A 23,035-nucleotide genomic window follows, 5' to 3' on the forward strand; every position below is an offset into this window, starting at 1 on the left:
GCGGATCACGCCGCCAGCGACGCAATCTCCGCCCGCAATTCCGGAATGCCCTGCCCGCTCTCGCTGCTCGTCACCAGCACCAGCGGATGTGCCGCAGTATGGCTGCGCGCCAGTGCCTCCGCTTCCTTGATGCGCGCCGCGAGCTTCACCGGCCCCACATCATCCGCCTTGGTCAGCACGATCTGGAAGGCGACGGCGGCGACGTTCATCAGTTCCATCGCCGCGCGGTCGGATGACTTCGTCTCGATCCGCGCATCGAGCAGCAGCATGACGCGCATCAGGTTCGGCCGGCCGCGCAGGTAGTCGAACATCACGCCCTGCCAGTCGCGCTGCATGTCCTTCGACGCCTTGGCATAGCCGTAGCCCGGCAGGTCCACGATCACCAGGCGCTCGGCCAGGTTGAAGAAGTTGAGCTGCCGCGTGCGCCCCGGCATCTGCGACACGCGCGCCAGCGCCTTCTGTCCCGTCAGCGCATTGACCAGCGACGACTTGCCGACATTGGACCGCCCGCAGAAGGCGACCTCGGGCAGCCCCGGTTCCGGCAACTGGTCCGACTTCTGCGCCGCGTAGAAGAAGGTGCAGGGCCTGGCGAACAGCAGCCGCCCCGCCTCGATGAGCGCCTCGCGCTCCGCCTCGTCTCTCGCTTCAGAAAGCCCGGTCATCGCTCGTCTTTCGCTTGATGGGCCGAACCGTCGCGTTTGCGCCCCTTGGTGACAGACAGGAAAAGGCGGGGGCGCGGGGGAGTTCCCTCCCCCGTCCGTGTCTTACTTCGCCTTGCCCGGCGTCCCGGACTTCGCGGCCTTCGCCGCCGCCCGGTCGTGGCGCATGATGTAGTACTGCTGTGCGACCGACAGCGTGTTGTTCCAGGCCCAGTAGATGATCAGCCCGGCCGGGAAGGATGCCAGCATGAAGGTGAAGATGATCGGCATCCACTGGAAGATCTTGGCCTGGATCGGATCCGGCGGCGGCGGGTTCAGCTTCTGCTGCACGAACATGGTGATGCCCATGATCACGGCCCAGGCGGGCATGTGCAGGAAGTGGCTCCACTGTTCCGGCTGGAAGGGCAGCAGGCCGAACAGGTTGAACAGGTTCGTCGGATCGGGCGCCGAGAGGTCGTGGATCCAGCCGAAGAAGGGCTGGTGCCGCATCTCGATGGTGACGAACAGCGCCTTGTAGAGCGCGAAGAAGACCGGGATCTGGATCAGGATGGGCAGGCAGCCGGAGGCGGGATTCACCTTCTCCGTCCGGTACAGCGCCATCATCTCGGACTGCGCCTTCTGCGGGTCCTCCTTATAGCGCTCCTTGATCTCGGTCATCTTGGGCGCGAGCGCCTTCATCCGCGCCATCGAGTGGTAGGCCTTGTTGGCCAGCGGGAAGAACGCCGCCTTGATGAGCACGGTGAAGATCAGGATGGCGACGCCGAAATTGCCGGTGAGGCGGAAGATCCAGTCCAGCGCCAGGAAGAACGGCTTCACCAGGAAGTAGAACCAGCCGAAGTCGATCGCCTTATCGAAGTCGGTGATGTTCAGCCGGGCCATGTAGCTGTCGAGGAGGTGGACCTCCTTCGCGCCGGCGAACAGGCGCGTCCCCATCTGCGTCGACGCGCCCGGGGCGACCGTCACGGGCGCCGGCGTCGCCATGTCGACCTGCCAGCGGTCACCCGCCGCACCGCCGCCTTCGTTCGCGTGGCGGTAGGACGCGCGCAGCGTCTGGTCGGGACCGGCCGGCATGATGGCGGCGAGCCAGTACTTGTCGGTGAAGCCGGCCCAGCCGCCGGTCGTCTCCTGCTCGAAGGCGACGCCCGAACGCCGCGCGGCCTCGGTCTGGGCGTCCTTGTAGGTCACCTCGTGCAGGCGGCCGCCGATCACGCCGGTGAAGCCCTCATGCAGGATGTAGAAGCCGGCGGTCTGCGGCGTGTGCTCGCGGCGCACCCGCGCCCAGGGCAGGACCGAGACCGGCTCGCTGCCGCTGTTGCGCACGCGCTGCTCGGCCGTGACCATGTACTGGTCGTCGAGGGAGAAGACGATCTCGAAGACCTGGCCCTGGCCGTTGTCCCAGGTCAACGTTACCGGGCGGCCGGGGGCGAGCGGGCCGCCGGTCGCGGTCCAGTCCGTCTCGTTGTCCGGCACGCGGGTGCGGCCGTCGGCCGCGGTCCAGCCCCACTGGGCGAAATAGGGGCTCGCGGAATCGCGGCGGTCCAGCAGGCGCACCTGCGGGGAATTCGGCGCCAGCGTCTCGCGGTAGGTGGTCAGAACCAGGTCGTCGATGCGCGCGCCGCGCAGGTTGATGCTGCCGGCGACGCGCGGGTTCTCGATGGCGACGCGCGCGGCCGCGGGCCGCGGGGCGGCGGCTGCAGCCGCCTGTTCGCCGGGCGCGCCGGTGGCAGGGGTGGGCGTGCCGGCCGAAGGCGCGGGCACCGCGGGCGTGGTCGTCTGGGCCTGCTGCTGCTGCGGGCGCGGCGGCGTCGGCGGGGTGTTCGTGCGATTCCACACGTCGAAGATCAGCAGGATGCCGATCGAGAGCGCGATCGCGGCGAACAGGCGCTTCTGGTCCATCGGGAGACGTCTCAGCCCTTCGGCGGTGTCGGTGGGGGCACCGGGTCGTAGCCACCCGGATGCCAGGGGTTGCAGCGCAGGATGCGCTTGGCGCTCATCAGGGCGCCGCGGGAGGCGCCGTGCGTCGAGAGCGCTTCGAGCGCGTAGTCGCTGCAGGAGGGATGGAAGCGGCAATTGGCGCCGATCACGCCACGCAGCGTGTAGCGGTAGGCGTGGACGCAGCCCTTCAGCATGACGGCGGGCGCGCTCATCGGACGACCCCGGCCTGCTTCAGTGCGCCGCGCAGGTCCTCGATGAGTTTCGCGAAGGGGCGTTGGCCGGTGCCGTCGCGCCCAATGAGCACCAGATCCCAGCCCGCCACCTGTTCGGTCGGCAGGCTGAGCCGAACCGCTTCCTTCAGCCGGCGGCGCGCGCGGTTGCGCACCACGGCGTTGCCGACCTTCTTGGTCACGGTGAAGCCGACGCGCACCTGGCCCGGCTCGCCTGCCACGGCCTGCAGCACGAGGCCCGGCCGCGCGGCGCGCTTGCCGCGGGAGGCGGCGCGCAGGAACTCCCGACGCTTCTTCAGCCGGCCGGCGGGCGCACCCGGACGGGGCTCGGCCTGTTCGGCGTGGCCCGACATGCGACCCTCCGCTCGGCGGAAGCGGTCAGGCCGAGAGGCGCTTGCGGCCCTTCGCGCGGCGGTTGGCGAGGACCTTGCGGCCGCCGACCGTCTCCATGCGGGACCGGAATCCATGCCGGCGCTTCCGGACAAGCTTCGAGGGCTGGTAGGTACGCTTCACGACAAGTCTCCTAGAACCTCGGGGCCGGCGATCGCAGCCTGCCGCCAGCAAAACGGGCCGGCGGCGGCCCGATGAAAAGGGGCGCCCCGGCGAGGGGGGGACGTATAGGGAGGGGGATTGCCGGGCGTCAACCGCGCGGGGGCCGAAACCATGTAACGCTGGCCCCGGAAAGGTCGAATCCGCCTTCATTCCATGGACAAAAGTCGCTCCCTCCTCCGTCGCGCCTGGCCGCTGGCGGTCCTGCTGGCCCTCCTGGCCGCCGTCTGGGCGACCGGGCTGGCGGACCTGCTGTCCTTCGACGCGCTGGCCCGGCACCGGACGGCGCTGCTGCGCTGGGTGGCCGAGCGCCCGGTCGGGTCGGCCCTGGCCTATGTCGCGGTCTACGTCACGGCCGTGGCGCTGTCCCTGCCCGGGGCGGTGGTGCTGACGCTCGCCGGCGGCTTCCTCTTCGGCCCGTGGGTCGGCACGGCGCTGACGGTGGCCGGCGCCACGGGCGGTGCCTGCATCCTGTTCCTGGCGGCGCGCGGCGTGTTGGGGCCGATGGTCTCCCGCCGGGCGGCGGGCCTGGTCGGGATCCTGCGACCGGGGCTGGAGCAGGACGGCTTCTTCTATTTGCTGACGCTGCGCCTGATCCCGCTGGTGCCCTTCTGGCTGGTGAACCTCGCCCCCGCCCTGGTCGGGATGCCCTTCGCCCCCTTCGCGGCGGCGACGGCCATCGGCATCATCCCCGCCACGGCAGTCTTCTCGGGCATCGGGGCCGGGCTCGGGGACGTGCTGGACGCGGGCGGACGGCCGGACCTGTCGGTCATCCTCACGCCCGGCATCCTGCTGCCGCTGCTGGGGCTGGCGGCGCTGTCCCTGCTCGGCGCCTGGTGGCGGAAAAGGAAGCGCGATGCCTGACTTCGACGTGGCGGTGATCGGCGCCGGCGCGGCAGGGCTGTCGGTGGCGGCCATCTCGGCCGGGCTCGGACTGAAGGTCGCGCTGTTCGAGCGCGGGCGGATGGGGGGCGACTGCCTCAACACTGGCTGCGTGCCCTCCAAGGCGCTGCTGGCCGCCGCGCTCGCCGCCGCCGCCGCCCGCCGGGCCGGACGCTTCGGCGTGCGGCTGCCGGAACCGGACATCGACTGGGCCGGCGTCCGCGCCCACGTGACCGGCGCCATCGCCGCCATCGCGCCGAATGATTCCGAGGAACGCTTCACCGCCATGGGCGTCACGGTCGTGCGCGCCCACGCCCGCTTCGTCGGTCCGCGCACCATCGAGGCCGCCGGGCGCCGCTTCACCTTCCGCCGGGCCGTCATCGCGGCGGGCTCGGCCGCGGCGGCGCCGCCCATCCCGGGCCTCGCCGACATCCCCTACCTGACCAACGAGAGCCTGTTCCACCTGCCGGAGCGGCCCGAGCACCTGGTGATCCTCGGCGGCGGGCCGATCGGGCTCGAGATGGCACAGGCCCATGCCCGGCTCGGCTGCCGCGTCACCGTCGTCGAGCGCGCGGCGATCGGGGCGCGGGAGGACCCGGAATGCGTCGCCCCGCTGCGGGAGGCCCTGGAGGCGGACGGCGTCGCGATTGTCGAAGCTGCCGAGGTTGCCGCGGCCGACCGCGACGGGCCCGGCATCGCACTCCGCCTGGCGGATGGGACGTGCATCGCGGGCAGCCACCTGCTGGTGGCGGTGGGGCGTGTGCCGCGGCTCGGCGGGCTGGGGCTCGAGGAAGGCGGCATCGCCCATTCGCCCGCCGGGATCGCGACGGATCGGGGCCTGCGGTCGGTCACCAACCGCCGGGTCTGGGCGGCGGGGGACATCGCGGCACCCGAGGGCCTCGGGCCGCGGGCCTTCACCCACCTCTGCTCCCAACACGCCGGGGTGATCGCCAGGGCGATGCTGTTCGGCCTGCCGGCCAAGGTCTCCTACGATGCCTTGCCCCGCGTCACCTACACCGACCCGGAGATCGCCCAGGTCGGCCCCACCGAGGCCGAGCTGCGCGCTGCCGGACGCAGCGGCCTTTCGACCCTGCGCTGGCCCCTCGCCGAGAACGACCGCCTGGTCGCCGAAGGCCGTGCCGAGGGCCTGGTGAAGCTGATCGCCGACGCGAAGGGGCGGCTGCTCGGCGCCTCGGTCGTCGGGCCCGGCGCGGGGGACATGGCCGGTGTCTTCGCACTGATGATCGGGCAGCGGCTGCCGCTCTCGGCCCTCGCCGGCGCCGTGCTGCCCTATCCGACGGCGCAGGAGGCCGCGAAGCGCGCGGCGGGCGAGTTCTATACGCCGCGCCTCCTCTCCCCTGTCACGAAACGCATCGTTGGCTTGCTCAAACGGCGCCCCTGAGCCTTGATGCCGTCCCGGAAACAGGACCTTGCCGACATGGAACAGACGCTTGCGGGCCGCACGGCCCTGATCACTGGCTCCACCTCGGGCATCGGGCATGGCATCGCCATGCAGATGGCCCGGGCGGGCGCGAAGGTGATGCTCAACGGCTTCGGCAAGCCCGAGGAGATCGCCGCCGCGCGCGCCGAGGTCGGGGCCGCCATGGGCGGCGGCGACGCGCCCTATTCGGCCGCCGACATGTCGAAGCCCGACGAGGTCCGGGCCATGGTCGCGGATTGCGAGAAGACGCTCGGCGCCTGCGACATCCTCGTGAACAACGCGGGCATCCAGTTCGTCAGCCCGGTCGAGGAGTTCCCGGACGCGAAGTGGGACGCGATCATCGCGATCAATCTCTCGTCCAACTTCCACGCCATCAAGGCGGCGCTGCCGGGCATGCGGAAGCGCAACTGGGGACGCGTCGTCAACATCGCCTCGGCCCACGGCCTGGTCGCGAGCCCCTACAAGGTGGCCTATGTCGCCGCGAAGCACGGCGTGGTCGGCATGACCAAGGTCGTGGCGCTCGAGGTCGCGCAGACGCCCATCACCTGCAACGCCATCTGCCCCGGCTTCGTGCGCACCCCGCTCGCCGAGGCGCAGGTCAAGCCGCTGGCGGAGAAGCACGGCGTCAGCGAGGAGGTCGCGCTGCGCGACTACCTACTCGAGAAGCAGCCCTCCAAGCGCTGGATCGAGGTGGACGAGGTGGCGAGCATGGCGCTGTGGCTGTGCGGGCCCGGTTCGGGCGGCGTGAACGGCGCCGCGCTGTCCGTCGACGGCGGCTGGCTGGCGGCGTGAGCCAAGCGAACGGACAACCCGCCGCGCCGGCGGTGGCGAAGCCGCCGGCGAAGCGCCGCATCTCGCTGGCACTGCAGGGCGGGGGGACGCACGGCGCCTTCACCTGGGGCGTTCTCGAACGGCTGCTCGAGGACGAACGGCTGGAATTCGACGGCCTCTCGGGCACCTCGGCGGGCGCGATCAACGGCGCGATGCTGGTGGAAGGGCTGCTGGAAGGCGGGCCGGAGGCGGCGATCGCGGCACTCGATCGCTTCTGGCGGTCGATCGCCGGCAAGCTCGCGATCAGCCCGCTGCAGGCGACGCCGATGGAGAAGCTCGTCTGGGGGCACGACCTGACCTGGTCCTTCGCCTACCGGACCTTCGACACGCTCTCCCGCGTGCTGTCGCCGTACCAGATCAATCCCTTCCCCTATAACTACAACCCGCTGCGCGACGCACTGGTGGACAGCATCGACTTCGACCGCCTGCGCATGGAAGCGAAGGCGCCGAAGCTCTTCGTCTCCGCGACCTCCGTGCGTACGGGCAAGCCACGCGTCTTCACGCGGCGCGAGCTGACGGTGGACGCGCTGCTCGCCTCCGCCTGCCTGCCGCAGGTCTTCAAGGCGGTGGAGATCGACGGCGAGCCCTACTGGGACGGCGGCTACCTCGGCAATCCGGCGCTGTGGCCGCTCTACGACCAGGGCGGGCCGCCCGACATCGTGCTGGTGCAGCTCAACCCCACGGTGCGCGAGGAAGCGCCGACCACGGCCTCCGACATCGTGAACCGGCTCAACGAGATCACCTTCAACGGGTCGCTGATGGCGGAGATGCGCGCCATCGACTTCGTGCAACGGCTGCTCGACACCGGGCGTCTGGAACAGCCCCGCTACCGGCGCCTCTTCATCCACCTCATCGAGGATGAGGACCGGATGCGGAAGTTCAAGCTGAGCACGAAGTTCAACGGCGACTGGGACTTCCTCTGCACGCTGCGCCGCTATGGGCGCGAGGCGGCGGAAGGATGGCTCGACGAGCATTTCGACAAGTTGGGTCGGGAAAGCAGCGTCGATATCCGCGCGAGGTTCCTGTGATGGGGAGCTGGGACGCCACGCAGTATCTGCGCTTCGAGGATGAGCGGCTGCGTCCGGCGATCGACCTGATCGGGCGTATCCCGCATGCGGGTCCGCGGCGCGTCGTCGACCTCGGCTGCGGGGCGGGGAACGCACTGCCCTTGCTCGCCGCGCGCTTTCCGGGCGCGGCTGTGACCGGCGTGGACGGCAGCGCGGCGATGCTCGCCAAGGCTGCCGCGACCGGGTTCGCGACCGCGCAGGCCGACATCGCGACCTGGTCCCCCGCCGAGCCCGTGGACGTGCTGTTCAGCAACGCGGCACTGCAATGGCTGGGCGGGCACGACGCGCTGTTCCCGCGCCTGCTGTCCTGCCTCGCGCCGGGCGGCGTGCTCGCGGTCCAGATGCCGTCGATGCACGCAGCCCCCCTGCGCGCCGAGCAGGAGCGCGTCGCGCGCGAAGGACCGTGGGCTGCGGCGCTGGCCCGCGTGGGCAGCGCGCCGCCGATCCTGGCACCCGGCGACTACTACGACCTGCTGCGGCCGCGCGTCGCGGCGCTGGACCTGTGGGTGACCGAATACGTCCATGTGCTGCGGGGCGAGGATCCCGTCGTGCAATGGGCGATGGGGACCAGCCTGCGGCCCTTCCTCGATGCGCTCGAGGGCGACATGCGGGAGGGGTTCCTCGAGGCCTACCGCGCAGCGATGCGCGCGGCCTATCCGCCGCAGGCGGATGGGGCGGTGCTGCTGCCGTTCCGGCGGTTGTTCATCCTGGCGCGGATGGGGTGAAGGTCGGGGGAGGAGAACCTCCCCCGAGCCCCCTCCCTTCTTTGCCTTTTGGTTCCAAAGAAGGTTGAGGGGGGTTCGGGGGGAGAAGTTCTCTTCTCCCCCCGCCCTTTCCTCGACAAGCGCTCCCGGCCTCGCCAGAGTCCGCCCCATGTCCGTCGCCACCCTCCGCCAGATGATCGAGGACGCGCGCCGCGTCGTGATCTTCACCGGCGCGGGCATCAGCACGGAATCCGGCATCCCCGATTTCCGCGGCCCGAACGGCACCTGGACCAAGGTGAAGCCGATCATGTTCCAGGACTTCGTCGCCTCCCCCGCCGCGCGGCGCGAGGCCTGGCGGCGCCGCTTCGAGGGCGATGCGACCATGCGCGCCGCCCAGCCCAATCGCGGGCATCGCGCCGTCGCGCTGCTGGTACGCCAGGGCAAGGCGAGCAGCGTCATCACCCAGAACATCGACGGGCTGCATCAGGCCTCCGGCATTCCGGAGGAACAGGTGATCGAACTCCACGGCAACTCGACCTATGCGCATTGCCTGGAGTGCGGGACGCGCTACGAGATCGGCGCCCTGCGCGCGACCTTCGAGGCGCTGGGCGATGTGCCCGACTGCACCGCCTGCGGCGGGCTGGTGAAGACGGCCACGATCTCCTTCGGCCAGTCGATGCCGGAGGAGGCGATGCGGCGCGCGGCAGCCGAGACGCGCGCGGCGGACCTCTTCATCGTGCTGGGGTCGTCGCTGGTCGTCTATCCGGCAGCCGGCTTCCCGGAGCAGGCGAAGCGCAACGGTGCGCGGCTGGCCATCGTCAACAACGATCCGACGCCGCTCGACGACCTCGCGGACCTGGTGGTGAACGCGCCGATCGGGGAGGCGATGGGCGGCGCGGTCGGCATCAATTAGCGCGCCACCAGCCGCCGGAAGGCGAGGAAGAAGGCCAGCGCCGCCATCAGCAGGCCGGCGGCGAAAATCACCGGTGCGACCGTTCCCGCGCGGTCGGCAAGCCACCCCGCGACCGGCGGGAATCCCGTACATCCGGCGTAGAAGAAGATGAAGTACACGCCGAGGCCCTGCGCCCGCCGTTCCGGCGGCACGGCCAACGCCGGCAGGGCCGAGAAGATCGTGATCGGCAGCGCGTAAAGCAGCCCATGCGCCGCGAGAAGCAGCGCGGCAAGCCCGACATCGGCGAACGGCAGCAACGCGGCGAGGACGGCGGCGGCGGTGATGCAGCCCACCACCATCGGCAGCACCAGCGCCGCGCGTCGCGCGATCACGGCACCCGCCGGCACCGCGAGGATGTTCACCCAGGACATCAGCGACGTCGCGAAGCCGGCGCTGGCAACCGACAATCCGCGCTCGACCAGCAGCGGTGGCGCGAAGGTGACGAGCACCATGTAGGTCCCGTTCACGCAGGCCCAGGACGCGCCGGCGAGGCACATCAGCCGCACCTCCCGTCCCGTCAGCCGCGCCTGACCGGGCGGCGGCGCCGGCGGTCGCTCGACCTGGCGTGAAGCCGCGGCAAGGGCCACGAAGGCCAGCGCGCCGGCCACCGCCGCCACCAGGAAGGGCAGTTGCCAGCCGAGGTTCAGCGCCAGCGGCGGCAAGACCGCCTGGGCCGCGGCGATGCCGATCGGCCAGCCGAGGACGTAGACCGACATGGCGAGGAAGAGGTCCGCGCCCTGGAAGCGGTCCTGCATCATCTTCGTCATCAGCAGGATGACGAGCACGGTGCCGACGCCCATCAGCAGCCGCCCGGCGTAGAGCGGCACCGCGCTGTCGACCGCCGCAGCGCAGACCACGGCGCCGAGCGTCAGGAAGCCGAGCCCGAGCAGCGATCCCGTCCGGTCCCCCAGCCGCCGCGCCGCGAGGCCAAGCGGATAGACCAGCACCAGCCCGGGGAACCAGAACAGCCCGACCAGCGTGCCGAAGGCCGTCCAGTCGAGTCCGAACTCCGGCACCAGCACCGGTCCGGCGGCGCCGGGCGCCTGGAACAGCGCGCCGAGCGCCGCGCGCACGGCGAAGACGGCGCAGAGGAAGGGGATGGCGCCCCTCATCGCAGCACCAGCAGGCGGCTCGGCGCGCGCAGGCGCACGCGCAGGACGGCGTGCTGGCGGAAGCGGCGCGCCAGCACGATGACGGGGCGCAGGTCGCCGAAGATCAGCAGGTGTTCCTCCGCCCACGCAGGGCGCGTCGCCCGACCGCGGCCGTCGAGAAACCGCAGCCCCGCGCGCCGCGCCAACACGCGCAGCCGGTCCAGCATCCGGTCATTCCAGCGGCGCGGCATCATCCGGCTGAGCGGATTCCAGGCCCCGACGAAGGCCCCCTGGCGCACCCGCGGCGCCGCCAGCAGCGCATCCACCGCGCGCGACCCTCGCCCGAGCCGCGCCACCGCGCCCGCCGCCTCATAGGCGGTGATCCGCCAGCCCCGCGCGAGCCGCGGCCCGACCGGCAGCGGCGCCGCCGTCAGCACGCGGACATTCGGCAGGGCGCGGTCGGCATTCACGGCAGGTGCAGCAGCATGCCCTTGAGGTACTGGCTTTCCGGCAGCATCGGATGCAGCGGATGGTCGGGCCCGGCGCCACCCATGTGCAGGATCCGCGCCTCCCGCCGCGCGCGATGCACGCCCCAGGCGACCGCATCGGCGAATTCGCCCGGCGCGACGTGGTGCGAGCAGGAGGCGATGAAGAGGAAGCCACCGCGCTCGACCAGCCCCGCCGCGATGCGCGCGAGCTTGCCATAGGCCCGCAGCGCCGCCGGCTGGTCCTTGCGCGTCTTGGCGAAGGCCGGCGGATCGGTAATCACCACGCCGAAGCGCTGCCCGGCACCGAGCATGCGCTCGAGCGTCTCCATCGCCTCGCCGCGCTGCGTCGTCACGCGATCGGCGACGCCGTTCATTGCCGCGGCCTCCTTCGCCGTCGCCAACGCATGCTCGCTACGGTCGAGCAGCGTGACCCGCGTCGCCCCCGCCACGGCACAGCCGATGCCGAAGCCGCCGGTGTGGCAGAAGGCGTCGAGCACCGCCGCACCCGTGGCCAGCCTGGCGACGCGCGCGCGGTGCTCGCGCTGGTCGAAGAACCAGCCGGTCTTCTGGCCGCCCAGCAGGTCGACGGGGAAACGCAGCCCGTTCTCCTCCACCGTCGCGCCGGCGGCATCGCCGGCAAGAAGGCGCACCTCCTCCTGCAACCCCTCGAGCGCGCGCACCCCGGCGTCGTTGCGGGCGACGATGCCGCGCGGGGCGATCAGCGCCGTCAGCGCCTCGACGATCATCGGCGTCGCGGCGTCCATGCCGGCGGTGTTCGCCTGCAACGCAACGACGTCCCCGTAGCGGTCCACCACCAGGCCGGGCAGGCCGTCCGCCTCGGCGTGGATCAGCCGGTATTGCGGCCGGTCGAACAGGCGGTCGCGCAGCGCCAGTGCCTCGGCCAGCCGCGCGCGGTACCAGGCGCCGTCGCAGGGCGCGGCGGGATCGGGGTCGAGCCGCCGGGCCGCGATCAGCGAATGCGGGTTGAAGTGCCAGGCGCCGTGCTTCACCCCGTCATCGCCTTCCAGGCGCACGACGCTGCCGGGCGGCAGGGCCTTCGTGGCCGGGGTCATCGCGATCTCGTTGGAGAAGGCCCAGGGGTGGCCACCCTTCACGCGGCGGTCGCGGCCGGGCAGCAGGCGGATCAGCGGTCGGTCTTGCGTTGCGGTCATGGCATGGCGGACCATGCCGAGACGCGGCTTGCCCGTCCATGCATGCCCGCTAGGGTGCCGCCATGCAGATCTGCCGGGACCTGCCCTCGCTCCGCGCCGCCACCGCTGCCTTGCGCGCGGATGGCCAGCGCCTTGCCATCGTGCCGACCATGGGGGCCCTGCATGACGGGCACCTCGCGCTGGTTGCCGCCGCGCGTGCCGCGGGGGCCGATGCGGTGTCGGCGTCGATTTTCGTCAATCCGCTGCAGTTCAACGCCAATGAGGATCTGTCGCGCTACCCGCGCGACGAGGCGGGGGATCTGGCGAAGCTGAAGGCCGCGGGCTGCGACCTGGTCTGGATGCCGCCGGTCGAGGCGATGTACCCGCCGGGCAGCGCCACGGTGATCGAGGTCGGCGGGCCGAGCGCCGGCTGGGAGGGCGACGCCCGCCCAGGCCATTTCCGCGGCGTCGCGACGGTCTGCTGCAAGCTGTTCCAGCAATCCCAGGCCGAGATCGCCGCCTTCGGCGAGAAGGACTGGCAGCAGTTGCAGGTCGTCACGCGCATGGTCGCGGACCTCGATATCCCGATCCGCATCCTGCCGGTGGCGACCGTGCGGGAGGCGGATGGGCTCGCCATGTCCTCGCGCAACCGGTTCCTCTCGGCAGAGGAGCGGGCGACGGCACCGGTGCTGCTGCGCGTCATGACCGCGGCGGCGACGGCCATCGCGGGCGGCGCGGCGGTGGCGGCGGCACTCGATGACGGGCTCGCGCGGCTGCGCGCGGCAGGCTTCGAGCCGGACTACCTCGCGCTGGTCGAGGCCGAGACGCTGAAGCCGCTGACCGCGCGACGCGCGGACGGACCGATGCGGCTGGTCGCCGCCGCGCGGCTCGGCACCGTTCGGCTGCTGGACAACATCCCGGTCGGCTGAACCTGGAGCCGGCTCCGTGCGCCATGGCTCACGGCAACGCCTCCAGGTACTTGTTTTCGCGAGCATCTTCACCCGATCAGGCGATTCCACCTGATCGGGATCTGCTCTAGCCGCGCACCGCGAAGGCGACGCCGGACAGCGTCAGGGCGAGCGCCGTCGCCTCCCGCCAGCCGAAGGGCTCGCCGAGGAAGATCGCCGCGCTCGCCACGCCCACCATCGGCGTCAGCAGCGTGCCGAGGGAGGCGACCGAGGCCGGCAGCCGCCCCAACGCGGCGAACCAGGACAGATAGCAGAGGCCGAGGGCGAAGACCCCGCCATAGGCAATCAGCGCCCAGCCGCCCGCCGACAGTTCGCCCAACGCCGGCGGGTCGACGAGCAGCGCCGCGAGCGCGAGCGGCGCGATTCCGAGCCCCACCTGCCACACCGCCGAACTGACCGGCGGCAAGCCCAGCGGCCAGCGCTTCGTCACCACCGTGCCGAGCGAGAACAGGATCGCCGAACCGAGCCCGAAGGCGACGCCCGGCAGCTTCGCGAGGCCGACGTCGAGTCCCCGCCCGAGCACCAGCAGCACCAGGCCCGACAATGCCAAGGACATGCCGAGAAGCCGTGCCGGCCCGGGCTTCTCCCCCAGCACCGCCCAGGCCATCAGGGAGGCCCAGACCGGCATGGTGTAGCAGACGATGGTCGCCTCGGCCGCCGCCAGCCAGAGCAGCGAGAAGGAAGCGAGCCCCATCCAGGCGGTCACGTTCAGCGCCGAGACGAGCAGCAGCCGCGGCCAAAGCCGCAACGGGACGGCGAGGCTCTCCCGCCGCCACACCGCCACGGCGGCCAGCACGAGGAAGCCGAGCGCGCCCGAGGTCGCGCGCGTCGAGAGCACCGGCAGGTCCGCCAGCAGCACCTTCATGGCCGGCCAGTTCAGGCCCCAGCCGATCGTGGTTCCCAGCAGCAGCACGAGGCCGGTCGCATCCGGCCGGCGTGCCGGGGGCTGGGTCAATGCATGAAGTCCGGTTCTTCGCGCGCCAGGATGCGCTTCACGCTCTCGAGATGCAGACGCGCGCTCTCGCGGTCGCCCTCGCGCATCTGTTCGTAGGTGCGCCGCGCCATCTCCGGCGGCACGACCTTGAGCGGCCGGCCCATGGTCATCGCCATGCGCTGCACCTCGGCCGCGCGCTCGAGGTAGTAGAGGTCGTCCCAGGCCTCGGCCACGGTCGGCCCAACCACCATCACGCCGTGGTTCTTCATGAAGACGATGTCGGCATCGCCGATGCTGGCGGCGATCCGGTCGCCTTCCGTCTCGTCCAGGGCAAGGCCGCCATATTCCTCGTCCACCACGGTGCGGCCGTAGAACTTCAGCGCGGTCTGCCCGGCCCAGGCCAGCGGCGGGCCTTCCAGCATGGCGAGCGCCGTCGCGTTCGGCATATGCGTGTGGAAGGCGGCCTTGGCGCGCAGCAGGTTCTTGTGCACGCGGGCATGGATGAAGAAGGCGGTGGCCTCGGGCACGCCCTCGCCGGCCACCACGTTGCCGGCGAAGTCGCAGACCAGCAGGCGGGAGGCCGTGATCTCGCTGAAGGCCCAGCCGTAGGGGTTCACCAGGAACAGGTCGTCGCGCCCCGGCACCACGAAGGAGAAGTGGTTGCAGATCCCCTCATGCATGCCGAGCCGCGCGGCCATCCGGAAGCAGGCCGCGAGATCCACCCGCGCCTGGCGCACCGCATCGGCGTCGAGCTCGGTGTTGCGCAGGATGGCGGGCGCGGACGGCGCGCCGAGGGCATGGGCCATGGTGGTACTCCCGGATCGAGGCGGCGAAGGTTCCTCCAGCCCGCCTGGCCCGGCAAGATGCGCGAAAGGGAGGGAAGCCATGCATCGCCGCGTGTTCTTCGCCGCGCTCGCCGCGCCGGGGGCGCTCCGCGCGCAGGAGGTGGCGCCGCTCAGGGTCTTGGCGACGGGCGCCGTCTCGGCCTCGGCACGCGACCTGGCCCAGGGGTTCACGGCGCGGACCGGTCGGGCGGTGGTCGTCGCCACCGCCAATGCGGGCCTCGCCGCGCGCCGCCTGCGCGAGGGCGAGGCAGCCGACCTGATGCTGAACAGCGCCGAGCAGGTGGCGCGGCTGACGGCGGACGGCCTGCTGGACGGCGCCACCCTGCGGGAACTGGGCCGGATGCTGATCGGCGCCGCGGTGCGCGACGGCGCGCCGCGCCCGGACATCTCGACCGACGCGGCACTGCGCGCGGCGATCCTCGCCGCGCCGATGATCGCGCATTCCGATCCTTCGACCGGCGCGACGGCCGGCACGCATGCCGCGCGGCTGATCGAACGGCTGGGCATCGCCGATCAGATGCGGCCGCGCACGCTGGTCTTCCCGGGCGGGGGTGCGGCGGTGCAGTCGGTCGCCGATGGCCGCGCGGCACTCGCGATCTCCCAGGTCAGCGAGATCGTCGAGGTGCCGGGCGTCGCCTTCCTCGGCCCGCTGCCGGACAGCGCGCAGCTCGTGACGCCCTATCTCGGCGCGGTGACGTCGCGCGCGGCGGAGCGCGAGGTCGCGCTGGCCTTCCTGCAGGAGCTGACCGGCCCGGCTGGGCGCGCGCGGTTCCGCGCCGCGGGCTTCGCAACCGACCCGACCCCCTAGCCTCGCGCCGCGCGCATGGCATCATGCGCGCCAACAACGACCAAGGTTGGGAGTGAAACGAGAATGAACCGCCGGCACCTCCTGGGCGGCGCGGCCGCCCTGCCGCTTGCCGCCATCCGTCCGTCTGTCGGGCGCGCCCAGTCCGGGATCTCGGACGGCGTCGTGAAGATCGGCGTGCTGGACGACATGTCAGGCGTCTTCGCCGACCAGCAGGGCATGGGCGACGTCGTCTCCGCGCGCATGGCGGTCGAGGATTTCGGCGGCCGCGTGAACGGCATGCCGATCGAGCTGGTCTATGGCGACCTGCAGAACCGGCCCGATGTCGGCCTGTCCATCGCGCGCCGCTGGTACGACCAGGAAAAGGTCGATGCCATCTTCGGCCTGGGCAATTCGGCGGTCGCGCTCGCGGTGCAGAACCTGGCGCGCGAGAAGCAGAAGATCGACGTCGTCGTCGCGGCCGGCACGACCGACCTGACGGGGAAGGATTGCTCGCCCTATGGCGTGCACTGGACCTACGACAACTACGCGCTGTCGCGCGGCACCGTGGGCGCGGTGATGCAGGGCGGCGGACGGCGCTGGTACTTCATCACCTCCGACTACGCCTTCGGCCATTCCCTGGAAGCCAATGCGGTCGCTGTGATCCGCCAGCTCGGCGGCCAGGTGGTCGGCAGCTCGCGCGCGCCGCTGGGGGAGACGGACTATTCCTCGCACCTGGTGCGCGCAGCCGGGTCGGGGGCGAACGTCGTCGGCATCGCGGCGGCCGGGACGGACTTCATCAACATCGTGAAGCAGATGGGCGAGTTCGGGCTGAACCGTCGCGGCATCCAGCCGGCGGCGCTGCTCTGCCTGCTGACGAACATCAAGGCGATCGGGCTCGACACCGCGCAGGGCATGGTCTTCACCGAGGCCTATTACTGGGACCAGAACGACCAGACCCGCGCCTTCGCGCAGCGCTTCCAGCGCATCCATGGCCGCCCGCCGACGATGTTCCAGGCGAGCATGTGGGGCGCGGTGACGCATTACCTGAAGGCGGTGCAGGCGGCCGGGACGGATGCATCCGAACCCGTGATGGCGAAGATGCGCGAGACGCCGATCAACGACTTCATGACGACCAACGGCACCATCCGCGCCGATGGCCGCGTCATCCGCGACATGTACCTGATGCGCGCCAAGCAGCCGTCCCAGGCGCGCGGCGAATGGGACCTGCTGGAGGTCGCGCAGACCATTCCGGGCAACGAGGCCTACCGACCGCTCGCGGAAGGCGGCTGCCCCCTCGTGCGCTGACCCGCCTCGGGTTCAGACGACGCCGGCGGCTTTCGCGGCGGCGATCTCCGCCGCATCCATGCCGGCGAAGTCGGCGAGCACCTCCTCGGTATCCCCGCCCGGCGCGGGGATACCGTGTCGATAGGTCACGGGCGTCGCGGACAGCCGCAGCGGGGAGGCCGGCACGCGCACCTTGCCCGCCGCGTGGTGCGGCACGTCGATGATCATCCCGCGCGCCTGGATGTGCGGATCGGCCTCGACATCGGCGGCGGTGTTGATCGGGCCGGAGGTGATCTTCGCTTCTTCCAGCTTCGCGAGCCATTCGGCGCGCGGGCGCGTCTTCAGCAGCGTGCGCATGCGATCGAGGAGCGCGGCGCGGTGTTCGACGCGGTCGCGCGCACGCTTGAAGCGCGGATCGTCCGACCATTCCGGATGGCCGAGCGCGGCTGCGAGCCGGACGAATTCCCGGTCGTTCAGCACACCGATGACGAAGCGGCCGTCCGATCCCTCGAAGACGCCATAGGGCACGGCGACCGGGCTGTCGTTGCCGCTGCGCGGCACCAGGCGCCCGGTGTTCAGCCAGGAGGAGTTCGGCGCCTGGATCAGCGACATCATCGTTTCGAACAGGGAGACCTCGACATACTGCCCCTCCCCCGTCGCGTCGCGGTGGCGGAGCGCGGCGAGGATCGAGACCGCCGCGGCGAAGCCCGTGAACATGTCCGCGACCGGCACGCCGACGCGCTGCGGCCCGCCGCCCGGCGCGCCATCGGCCTCGCCCGTCACCTCCATCAGCCCCGCCATGGCCTGGGCGACGAAGTCGTAGCCCGATCGCCCGGCATAGGGTCCCGTCTGCCCGAAGCCGGTGACCGAGCAATAGATCAGCCGCGGATTGACCGCGCGCAGTTCCTCCCAGCCGAGGCCGTAGCGCGCGAGGGTGCCGGGGCGGAAATTCTCGATCAGCACATCGGCGTTGGCGACCATACGCTTGAGGATCGCCGCTCCCTCGGGCTTGGCGAAATCCACCGAGACGGACCGCTTGTTGCGGTTGAGCGTGACGAAATACGCGCTGTCGTCGCTGCCCTTGATGAAGGGGGGCCCCAGCGCGCGCAGATCGTCACCGTCGCCCCGCCGTTCGACCTTCGCGACATCGGCGCCGAGATCGCCGAGCATTTGCGCGCAGAGCGGACCCGCCACCACCCGCGTCAGGTCCACCACGCGCACGCCGTCGAGAGCCCCGGCCATGTGTCCTCCGCCACGTTTCCTCGCGCGGAAGGTGGCGCAGGTCGCGGCGCGCGAAAAGGTCATCCGGCGCGTGACCTTGGTTCTGGACGCCCCCGGGCGGGCTGTGCTGCCCTGCGCGCCATGATCCGCCGCCTGCTCATCACCGCACTTCTCGCCCTGCCGCTGCCGGCCTTCGCGCAGACCGGGCCGTCCTTCGACTGCAGCCGCGCCCGCGCCTGGGACGAGCGCAGCATCTGCGCCTCCGGGGACCTCGCCGCGCTGGACCGCCAGATCGCGGCAGCATGGCGCACCGTGACCGGGCGGGCGTCGGAGGAGGAACGCGCCAGGCTGCAGGCGGACCAGCGCGCCTGGCTGACCCAGCGGCGCGCCTGCCAGGGGCCGGTGGAACGCGAGGCGGTGTCCTGCCTGCGACGCAGCATGCAGGCGCGCGCGCGGGACCTCGATGCCTTGGCGCAGGGGGGCGGCGCTTCGGCGTCCGCCTCCGCCCTGCCATCGGCGAAGCCCGCCGCCGCCCCGGTGCCGCCGCCGGCCGCCTTGCGAGCGACGGATTGCGCGGCACCCGCCGGCTGGGCGCAGCAGCGCATCTGCGCCGTGCCCGGCATGCGGGCGCTGGATGCGGCCGTGGTGCAGGACGTGCAGACGGCGCGCGCGCGCTTCGCCCTCGATCCCGCCGTGCGCGCGGAGATCGAGGCGTCGGTCGTCCGCTACCTCAGCGACCGCGAGGCCTGCCAGCGCGCCGCCGGCCGCGTGCCGGTGGACTGCCTGCAGGAGACCATGGAGGACATGCAGGCGGCGCTACGGCGGCGCATGGCGGTTGCCTCCGCGACGACGCGGGTGCCCTAGATCAGTCCTGGCGCAGCGTCCGGCGCAGCTCGAACTTCTGGATCTTGCCCGTCGCGGTCTTGGGCAGTGACCCGAAGGTGACGTGCCGCGGCGCCTTGAAATGAGCCATGTTCGCGCGGCAATGCGCGACGATGTCGGCTTCGGTCGCCTTCGCACCCGGCTTCAGCGTGACGAACGCGTGCGGCACCTCGCCCCATTTCGGGTCCGGATGCGCGACGACGGCGGCTTCCATCACATCGGGGTGCTTGTAGAGCGCTTCTTCGACCTCGAGGCTGCTGATGTTCTCGCCGCCCGAGATGACGATGTCCTTCGCGCGGTCCTTCACCTCGATGTAGCCGTCGGGGTGCAGGACGCCGAGGTCCCCGGTGCGGAACCAGCCATCGACGAAGGCCGCCGCATTGGCCTTGGGATTGCGCAGGTAGCCCTTCATCACCGTGTTGCCGCGCAAGGCGATCTCGCCGAGCGTCGCGCCATCCGCCGGCACGCGGGCGCCGGTCTCCTGGTCGAGCACGGTCGCGTCCTCGAGCGTCGGCAGCGGCACGCCTTGCCGGGCCATGAATGCGGCCTTCGCGGGCAGGTCGAGATTGGCGAGTTCCGGCTGCCAGGCGCAGAGCAGCGACGGGCCGTAGCATTCCGTCAGGCCGTACAGATGCGTGACGTCGAAGCCGAGGCGTTCCATCGCCGCGATCACCGGCGAGGGCGGCGCCGCACCCCCGGTCGCGATGCCGACGCGATGGGGGAAGGCGCGCTTCTGCTCCTCGGGCGCATGGATGAGCATGGTCAGCACGACGGGCGCGGCGCAGAGATGCGTGACGCCATGCTCGGCGATCAGCGCATAGATGCGCGCGGGATCGATGCGGCGCAGGCAGACATGAGTGCCGCCCTGCAGCGTGACGGCCCAGGTGTAGGTCCAGCCGTTGCAGTGGAACATCGGCAGCGTCCAGAGATAGACGCTGCGCGGCGACAGCCCGAAGGCCAGCGCATTGCCGCAGGCATTCAGGTAGGCGCCACGGTGGTGCACCACGACACCCTTCGGGTCGCCCGTGGTGCCGGACGTGTAGGAGAGCGAGATCGCCTGCCATTCATCGGCCGGCGGTTCCACGGGAAAGGACGGATCGCCGGTGGCGAGGAAGTCCTCGTAGGGCGTGGCGTCGATCTCCGCGCCGCCCGGGCCTTCCGGGTCGTCCACGACCACGATGCGCGGCGCATCCGCGGCGCCGTCCAGCGCGACAGTGACAAGCGCCGCGAATTCGCGGTCCAGCAGCAGCACCTTCGCACCCGAATGGCCAAGGATGAAGCGCACCGTCGGCGCATCGAGCCGCGTGTTGATGGGGCACAGCACCGCGTGCGCCATCGGCACGGCCATGTGTGCCTCGAGCATCTCCGGGATGTTCGGCAGCAGCGCGGCGACGACATCGCCCTGACCCACCCCGGCCGCGCGCAGCGCGGAGGCGAGGCGCCGGCAGCGATCCAGGTACTGCGCGTAGGTGACGCGCCGCGCGCCATGGACGATCGCCGTGCGCCCCGGCCAGATGCGCGCCGCGCGGGCGAGGAAGGAGACCGGCGAGAGCGGGACGTGGTTCGCGGCCGATTTCGGCAGGTCGTCTTCCATGGCGTTCATCCCTTGCCGAGCGCACGCGGGGCGCTGACGACGCAGCGCGCGCGGGTCAGGTCGTCGAGCAGTGCGGCCGCCGCACTGTGATCCGGCGTGCCGGGATCGAAGCGGCCGGCGCGGATCGCGGCGGCAAAGCCCCGCGCGTCGCTCGCCAGCGCGGCGATGCGCGCCAGCGCCCCCGGCTCCCAGGCGTCCAGCCCGGCATCGCGGGCGGCGATGGCCATGGCGTTCGCCACCATGCGGGCGGCGAAGGCCTTGTCCGGCGGCAATGCGGGCAGCAGCTCGTTCAGCAGCACCTCCCGCGCCGTGGCGAGCAGGTCGGCCGCGCCGGGTTCCTCACGCAGCATCGCGGACCTCCACCATGCGCAGGATCTCCCATTCGAGGCCCGGGACCATGTGGCCGGTGAGCGCGAGTTCGAGGTTGCGCTCGACGCCGGAGATATGGCGCTCCGCCTGGTCGACGGCGATCGACGCCCAGCGGATATGCGCGCCGAGTTCCCACCAGCGCACCCGGGCATCGTCCACGTCGCCGTAGCCCTCGTAGAGCGCCGCCCGCGGGCCGATGCCGCCGGCCTCCTGCGCATCGCTGCCGAAGCGCCAGCACTTCGCGCAGAGCCAACCGAGATCCGCATGCGGATCGCCCCACAGCGAGAACTCCCAGTCGAGCACGGCCGTCACGCCCTGCTCGTCCAGCATGATGTTCCCGGTGCGGAAATCGTTGTGGCAGAGCGTGACGGGCACCGGCGGCGGCGCGGTGCGCTCAAGGTGCCGCAGCCCCCATTCCAGCACCGGCCGCGGCGTGCGCTGGCGATCGAGCGCCGCCCGCTGGTCCGCGACGAAGGCACGGCAGGCGTCGACGGGCGGCTCGCCCAGGAAAGCGAGGTCCGACCGCGGCGGCCGGATGGTGTGGATGCGCGCGAGTTCCCGCCCCAGCGCGCGCACGCAGGCCTCGCGCCCGCCGCCCAGCGTCTCGCTCCTGACCACGCGATGCGCGGCGGCGGTGCCGGCGACGCGGCGCATGACGAAGAAGGGCGCGCCCGTCACGGCGGCGTCCTCGCAGAGGAAGAGCGGCTCGGGCACCGTCACGCCGGCGGCGAAGGCCGCGCGGAGCAGCGCGAATTCCTGTGCGCGACCATGGCTGACCGCGAGCGTCGCCGCATTGTCCGTGCGCAGCACCCAGGCGCGGCCGTCGGAGACGTCCACCGCCCAGTTCTGCTGGATGGCGCCGCCGGAGAGCAGCGCCATCTTCTCGATGACCAGCGCGGGATCGCCCGAGGCAGCGCGCAGCCAGGCGGTCAGGCGGGCGCGGCGCGCCTCATCCATGCCCGGCCTGGCCCCAGCGGAAGAAGCCGTCGCCCTCGGCGCGCAGCAGGTTCGCCAACACCATGCGGTGCACTTCCGAAGCCCCGTCCACCAGCCGCGCCTGGCGGGCGTAGCGGTAGATCCATTCGATGACGGTGTCCTTCGAATAGCCCCGCGCGCCGAGCAGCTGCAGCGCCGTGTCCACCGACTTCTGCAGCGCGTCGGCGACCACGATCTTGGCCATCGACACCTCCTTGCGCGCGAAGGACCCCTGATCGAGCGCCCAGGCGGCACGCATGGTCAGCATGCGGCCGATCTCGATCTCCATCGCCGCCTGGCCGACCAGGCCCTGGACGCTTTCGCGGTCGATCAGCTTCACGCCGAAGGAATCCCGCACCTTGATGCGCTCCATCGCGATCTCGAGCGACCGCCGCGCCAGCCCCGTCCAGCGCATGCAATGCGTCAGCCGCGCGACGCCGAGGCGCATCTGCGTCAGCTTCAGCCCGTCGCCAACGCCGAGCAGCCGCTGTTCGTCCGGGATCTCGAGCCCGTCGAATTCGAGCTCGCAATGCCCGCCATGCTCCTCCGGGCCCATGATCGGGATGCGGCGCACGATGCGCCAGCCGGGGGATTCGGCGTCGAACAGGAAGGCGGAGAGACCTTTGCGCTCGTCGTCCGAGGTACGGGCGATCAGGATGAAGACCTTGGCGTTGCCGGCCCCGGTGATGAAGTGCTTGCGTCCCGTGATGCGCCAGCGGTCGTTGCCGACGCGCTCGGCCTTCGTATAGGTCAGGTTGGGGTCGGAGCCGCAGCCATCGGGCTCGGTCATCGCGAAGGCCGACTGCACCGCGCCGTCGACGACGGGCTTCAGCCAGCGCTCCTTCATCGCCTCGGGCAGCACCCTATCGAGGATCATCATGTTGCCGTCGTCGGGCGCGGCGGAATTGAACACCACGGGCCCGAAGATGGAGCGGTTCATCTCCTCGTAGCAGGCGGCCATGCCGATGCGCGGCAGTTCCATGCCGCCGAGGCACCTGGGCATCTGCAGCGCCCAGAGGCCCGCGGCCTTCGCCTCCCGCCGCATGTCGGTCAGCACATGCGGGGCGATGTTCTCGTGCTCGTCATAGTTGGCGCGATCGGATTCCAGCGGGATCAGCCGTTCGTCCACGAAGCGGCGGATGCGCTGGCGGATCTCCTCGATCTCGGGCGGCAGGGTGAAGTCCATGGCGCGTCGT

25 protein-coding genes are annotated in these 23,035 nt (G+C 71.5%); 10 read left to right on the top strand and 15 right to left on the bottom strand.

What is annotated here, in order from left to right; genetic code table 11:
- Positions 1-5: 5 nt before the first annotated feature.
- From yihA to rpmH, 5 genes are all read right to left on the bottom strand, one after another.
- The gene (yihA, locus tag GWK16_RS04810; protein WP_170052763.1) at positions 6-662 is read right to left on the bottom strand and encodes a ribosome biogenesis GTP-binding protein YihA/YsxC; all 657 of its coding nucleotides are present in this window, start codon (positions 660-662) and stop codon (positions 6-8) included.
- 102 nt (positions 663-764) lie between these two features.
- Positions 765-2,555, bottom strand: a complete 1,791-nt coding sequence (gene yidC, locus GWK16_RS04815; protein WP_170052764.1) for a membrane protein insertase YidC — start codon at positions 2,553-2,555, stop codon at positions 765-767.
- A gap of 11 nt (positions 2,556-2,566) precedes the next feature.
- Positions 2,567-2,806, bottom strand: coding sequence for a membrane protein insertion efficiency factor YidD (gene yidD, locus GWK16_RS04820; protein WP_170052765.1), 240 nt, complete (start codon positions 2,804-2,806; stop codon positions 2,567-2,569).
- Positions 2,803-3,177: a ribonuclease P protein component gene (gene rnpA, locus GWK16_RS04825; protein ID WP_170052766.1), complete on the bottom strand. Its 375-nt coding sequence runs from the start codon at positions 3,175-3,177 to the stop codon at positions 2,803-2,805. Before rnpA ends, yidD begins: the two co-directional genes overlap by 4 nt.
- Positions 3,178-3,202: 25 nt before the next feature.
- Positions 3,203-3,337 carry a 50S ribosomal protein L34 gene (gene rpmH, locus GWK16_RS04830; RefSeq protein WP_076454639.1) on the bottom strand — a complete coding sequence of 45 codons (135 nt, stop codon included), beginning with the start codon at positions 3,335-3,337 and terminating at the stop codon, positions 3,203-3,205.
- Between the two features lie 192 nt (positions 3,338-3,529).
- Between rpmH and GWK16_RS04835 the strand changes: the two genes are divergently transcribed.
- From GWK16_RS04835 to GWK16_RS04860, 6 genes are all read left to right on the top strand, one after another.
- Positions 3,530-4,237 (top strand): TVP38/TMEM64 family protein, encoded by a 708-nt coding sequence (locus tag GWK16_RS04835; protein WP_170052767.1) that lies wholly within the window; start codon positions 3,530-3,532, stop codon positions 4,235-4,237.
- Positions 4,230-5,657 (top strand): dihydrolipoyl dehydrogenase family protein, encoded by a 1,428-nt coding sequence (locus GWK16_RS04840; RefSeq protein WP_170052768.1) that lies wholly within the window; start codon positions 4,230-4,232, stop codon positions 5,655-5,657. The genes GWK16_RS04835 and GWK16_RS04840 overlap by 8 nt, the downstream gene beginning before the upstream one ends.
- 36 nt (positions 5,658-5,693) lie before the next feature.
- Positions 5,694-6,488, top strand: coding sequence for a 3-hydroxybutyrate dehydrogenase (locus GWK16_RS04845; RefSeq protein WP_170052769.1), 795 nt, complete (start codon positions 5,694-5,696; stop codon positions 6,486-6,488).
- Complete coding sequence (locus GWK16_RS04850) at positions 6,485-7,555, top strand: patatin-like phospholipase family protein (RefSeq protein ID WP_338144407.1); 1,071 nt, start codon at positions 6,485-6,487, stop codon at positions 7,553-7,555. The genes GWK16_RS04845 and GWK16_RS04850 overlap by 4 nt, the downstream gene beginning before the upstream one ends.
- A complete protein-coding gene (locus GWK16_RS04855; RefSeq protein ID WP_170052770.1) occupies positions 7,555-8,319 on the top strand; it encodes a methyltransferase domain-containing protein in 765 nt (254 codons plus the stop codon). Before GWK16_RS04850 ends, GWK16_RS04855 begins: the two co-directional genes overlap by 1 nt.
- Positions 8,320-8,467: 148 nt before the next feature.
- On the top strand, positions 8,468-9,211 hold the full coding sequence (locus GWK16_RS04860) for an SIR2 family NAD-dependent protein deacylase (RefSeq protein WP_211187053.1): 744 nt from the start codon (positions 8,468-8,470) through the stop codon (positions 9,209-9,211).
- Here GWK16_RS04860 and GWK16_RS04865 read toward each other — a convergent pair.
- Genes GWK16_RS04865 through GWK16_RS04875 form a run of 3 tightly spaced genes read right to left on the bottom strand, consistent with a single transcriptional unit; the run spans position 9,208 to position 12,001 of the window.
- Entirely contained in the window at positions 9,208-10,362 is a 1,155-nt protein-coding gene (locus GWK16_RS04865; protein WP_170052771.1) for an MFS transporter, read from the bottom strand. The genes GWK16_RS04860 and GWK16_RS04865 overlap by 4 nt on opposite strands.
- A complete protein-coding gene (locus tag GWK16_RS25140; protein WP_170052772.1) occupies positions 10,359-10,811 on the bottom strand; it encodes a DUF3293 domain-containing protein in 453 nt (150 codons plus the stop codon). Before GWK16_RS25140 ends, GWK16_RS04865 begins: the two co-directional genes overlap by 4 nt.
- On the bottom strand, positions 10,808-12,001 hold the full coding sequence (locus GWK16_RS04875) for a class I SAM-dependent rRNA methyltransferase (protein WP_248291091.1): 1,194 nt from the start codon (positions 11,999-12,001) through the stop codon (positions 10,808-10,810). The genes GWK16_RS25140 and GWK16_RS04875 overlap by 4 nt, the downstream gene beginning before the upstream one ends.
- 62 nt (positions 12,002-12,063) lie before the next feature.
- Between GWK16_RS04875 and panC the strand changes: the two genes are divergently transcribed.
- The gene (panC, locus tag GWK16_RS04880; RefSeq protein WP_170052774.1) at positions 12,064-12,909 is read left to right on the top strand and encodes a pantoate--beta-alanine ligase; all 846 of its coding nucleotides are present in this window, start codon (positions 12,064-12,066) and stop codon (positions 12,907-12,909) included.
- Between the two features lie 106 nt (positions 12,910-13,015).
- On the opposite strand, the gene GWK16_RS04885 is transcribed toward panC, so the two are convergent.
- Together GWK16_RS04885 and GWK16_RS04890 are read right to left on the bottom strand one after the other, a co-directional pair.
- A complete protein-coding gene (locus GWK16_RS04885; RefSeq protein WP_248291092.1) occupies positions 13,016-13,903 on the bottom strand; it encodes a DMT family transporter in 888 nt (295 codons plus the stop codon).
- A complete protein-coding gene (locus tag GWK16_RS04890) occupies positions 13,900-14,688 on the bottom strand; it encodes an aldolase (protein ID WP_170052775.1) in 789 nt (262 codons plus the stop codon). The genes GWK16_RS04885 and GWK16_RS04890 overlap by 4 nt, the downstream gene beginning before the upstream one ends.
- 79 nt (positions 14,689-14,767) lie before the next feature.
- On the opposite strand from GWK16_RS04890, the gene GWK16_RS04895 reads away from it, so the two are divergent.
- The gene (locus GWK16_RS04895; protein ID WP_170052776.1) at positions 14,768-15,535 is read left to right on the top strand and encodes a substrate-binding domain-containing protein; all 768 of its coding nucleotides are present in this window, start codon (positions 14,768-14,770) and stop codon (positions 15,533-15,535) included.
- Positions 15,536-15,598: 63 nt separating this feature from the next.
- Entirely contained in the window at positions 15,599-16,819 is a 1,221-nt protein-coding gene (locus GWK16_RS04900) for an ABC transporter substrate-binding protein (RefSeq protein ID WP_170052777.1), read from the top strand.
- A 12-nt stretch (positions 16,820-16,831) separates the two neighbouring features.
- Here the strand turns inward: GWK16_RS04900 and GWK16_RS04905 are convergent, their stop codons facing one another.
- On the bottom strand, positions 16,832-18,040 hold the full coding sequence (locus GWK16_RS04905; RefSeq protein ID WP_168042990.1) for a CaiB/BaiF CoA transferase family protein: 1,209 nt from the start codon (positions 18,038-18,040) through the stop codon (positions 16,832-16,834).
- A gap of 120 nt (positions 18,041-18,160) precedes the next feature.
- On the opposite strand from GWK16_RS04905, the gene GWK16_RS04910 reads away from it, so the two are divergent.
- Positions 18,161-18,883, top strand: coding sequence for a lysozyme inhibitor LprI family protein (locus GWK16_RS04910; protein ID WP_170052778.1), 723 nt, complete (start codon positions 18,161-18,163; stop codon positions 18,881-18,883).
- Position 18,884: 1 nt separating this feature from the next.
- Here GWK16_RS04910 and GWK16_RS04915 read toward each other — a convergent pair whose 3' ends face one another.
- The 4 genes from GWK16_RS04915 to GWK16_RS04930 are packed head-to-tail and all read right to left on the bottom strand — an operon-like array spanning position 18,885 to position 23,025.
- Positions 18,885-20,495 (bottom strand): long-chain-fatty-acid--CoA ligase, encoded by a 1,611-nt coding sequence (locus GWK16_RS04915; protein ID WP_170052779.1) that lies wholly within the window; start codon positions 20,493-20,495, stop codon positions 18,885-18,887.
- A gap of 5 nt (positions 20,496-20,500) precedes the next feature.
- The gene (locus tag GWK16_RS04920; protein WP_211187055.1) at positions 20,501-20,845 is read right to left on the bottom strand and encodes a DUF6285 domain-containing protein; all 345 of its coding nucleotides are present in this window, start codon (positions 20,843-20,845) and stop codon (positions 20,501-20,503) included.
- Entirely contained in the window at positions 20,835-21,821 is a 987-nt protein-coding gene (locus tag GWK16_RS04925; protein ID WP_170052780.1) for a phosphotransferase family protein, read from the bottom strand. Before GWK16_RS04925 ends, GWK16_RS04920 begins: the two co-directional genes overlap by 11 nt.
- Positions 21,814-23,025: an acyl-CoA dehydrogenase family protein gene (locus GWK16_RS04930; RefSeq protein ID WP_170052781.1), complete on the bottom strand. Its 1,212-nt coding sequence runs from the start codon at positions 23,023-23,025 to the stop codon at positions 21,814-21,816. The genes GWK16_RS04925 and GWK16_RS04930 overlap by 8 nt, the downstream gene beginning before the upstream one ends.
- Positions 23,026-23,035: the final 10 nt, after the last annotated feature.

It is taken from the genome of Neoroseomonas marina, from assembly GCF_012927745.1.
Lineage (GTDB): Bacteria > Pseudomonadota > Alphaproteobacteria > Acetobacterales > Acetobacteraceae > Neoroseomonas > Neoroseomonas marina.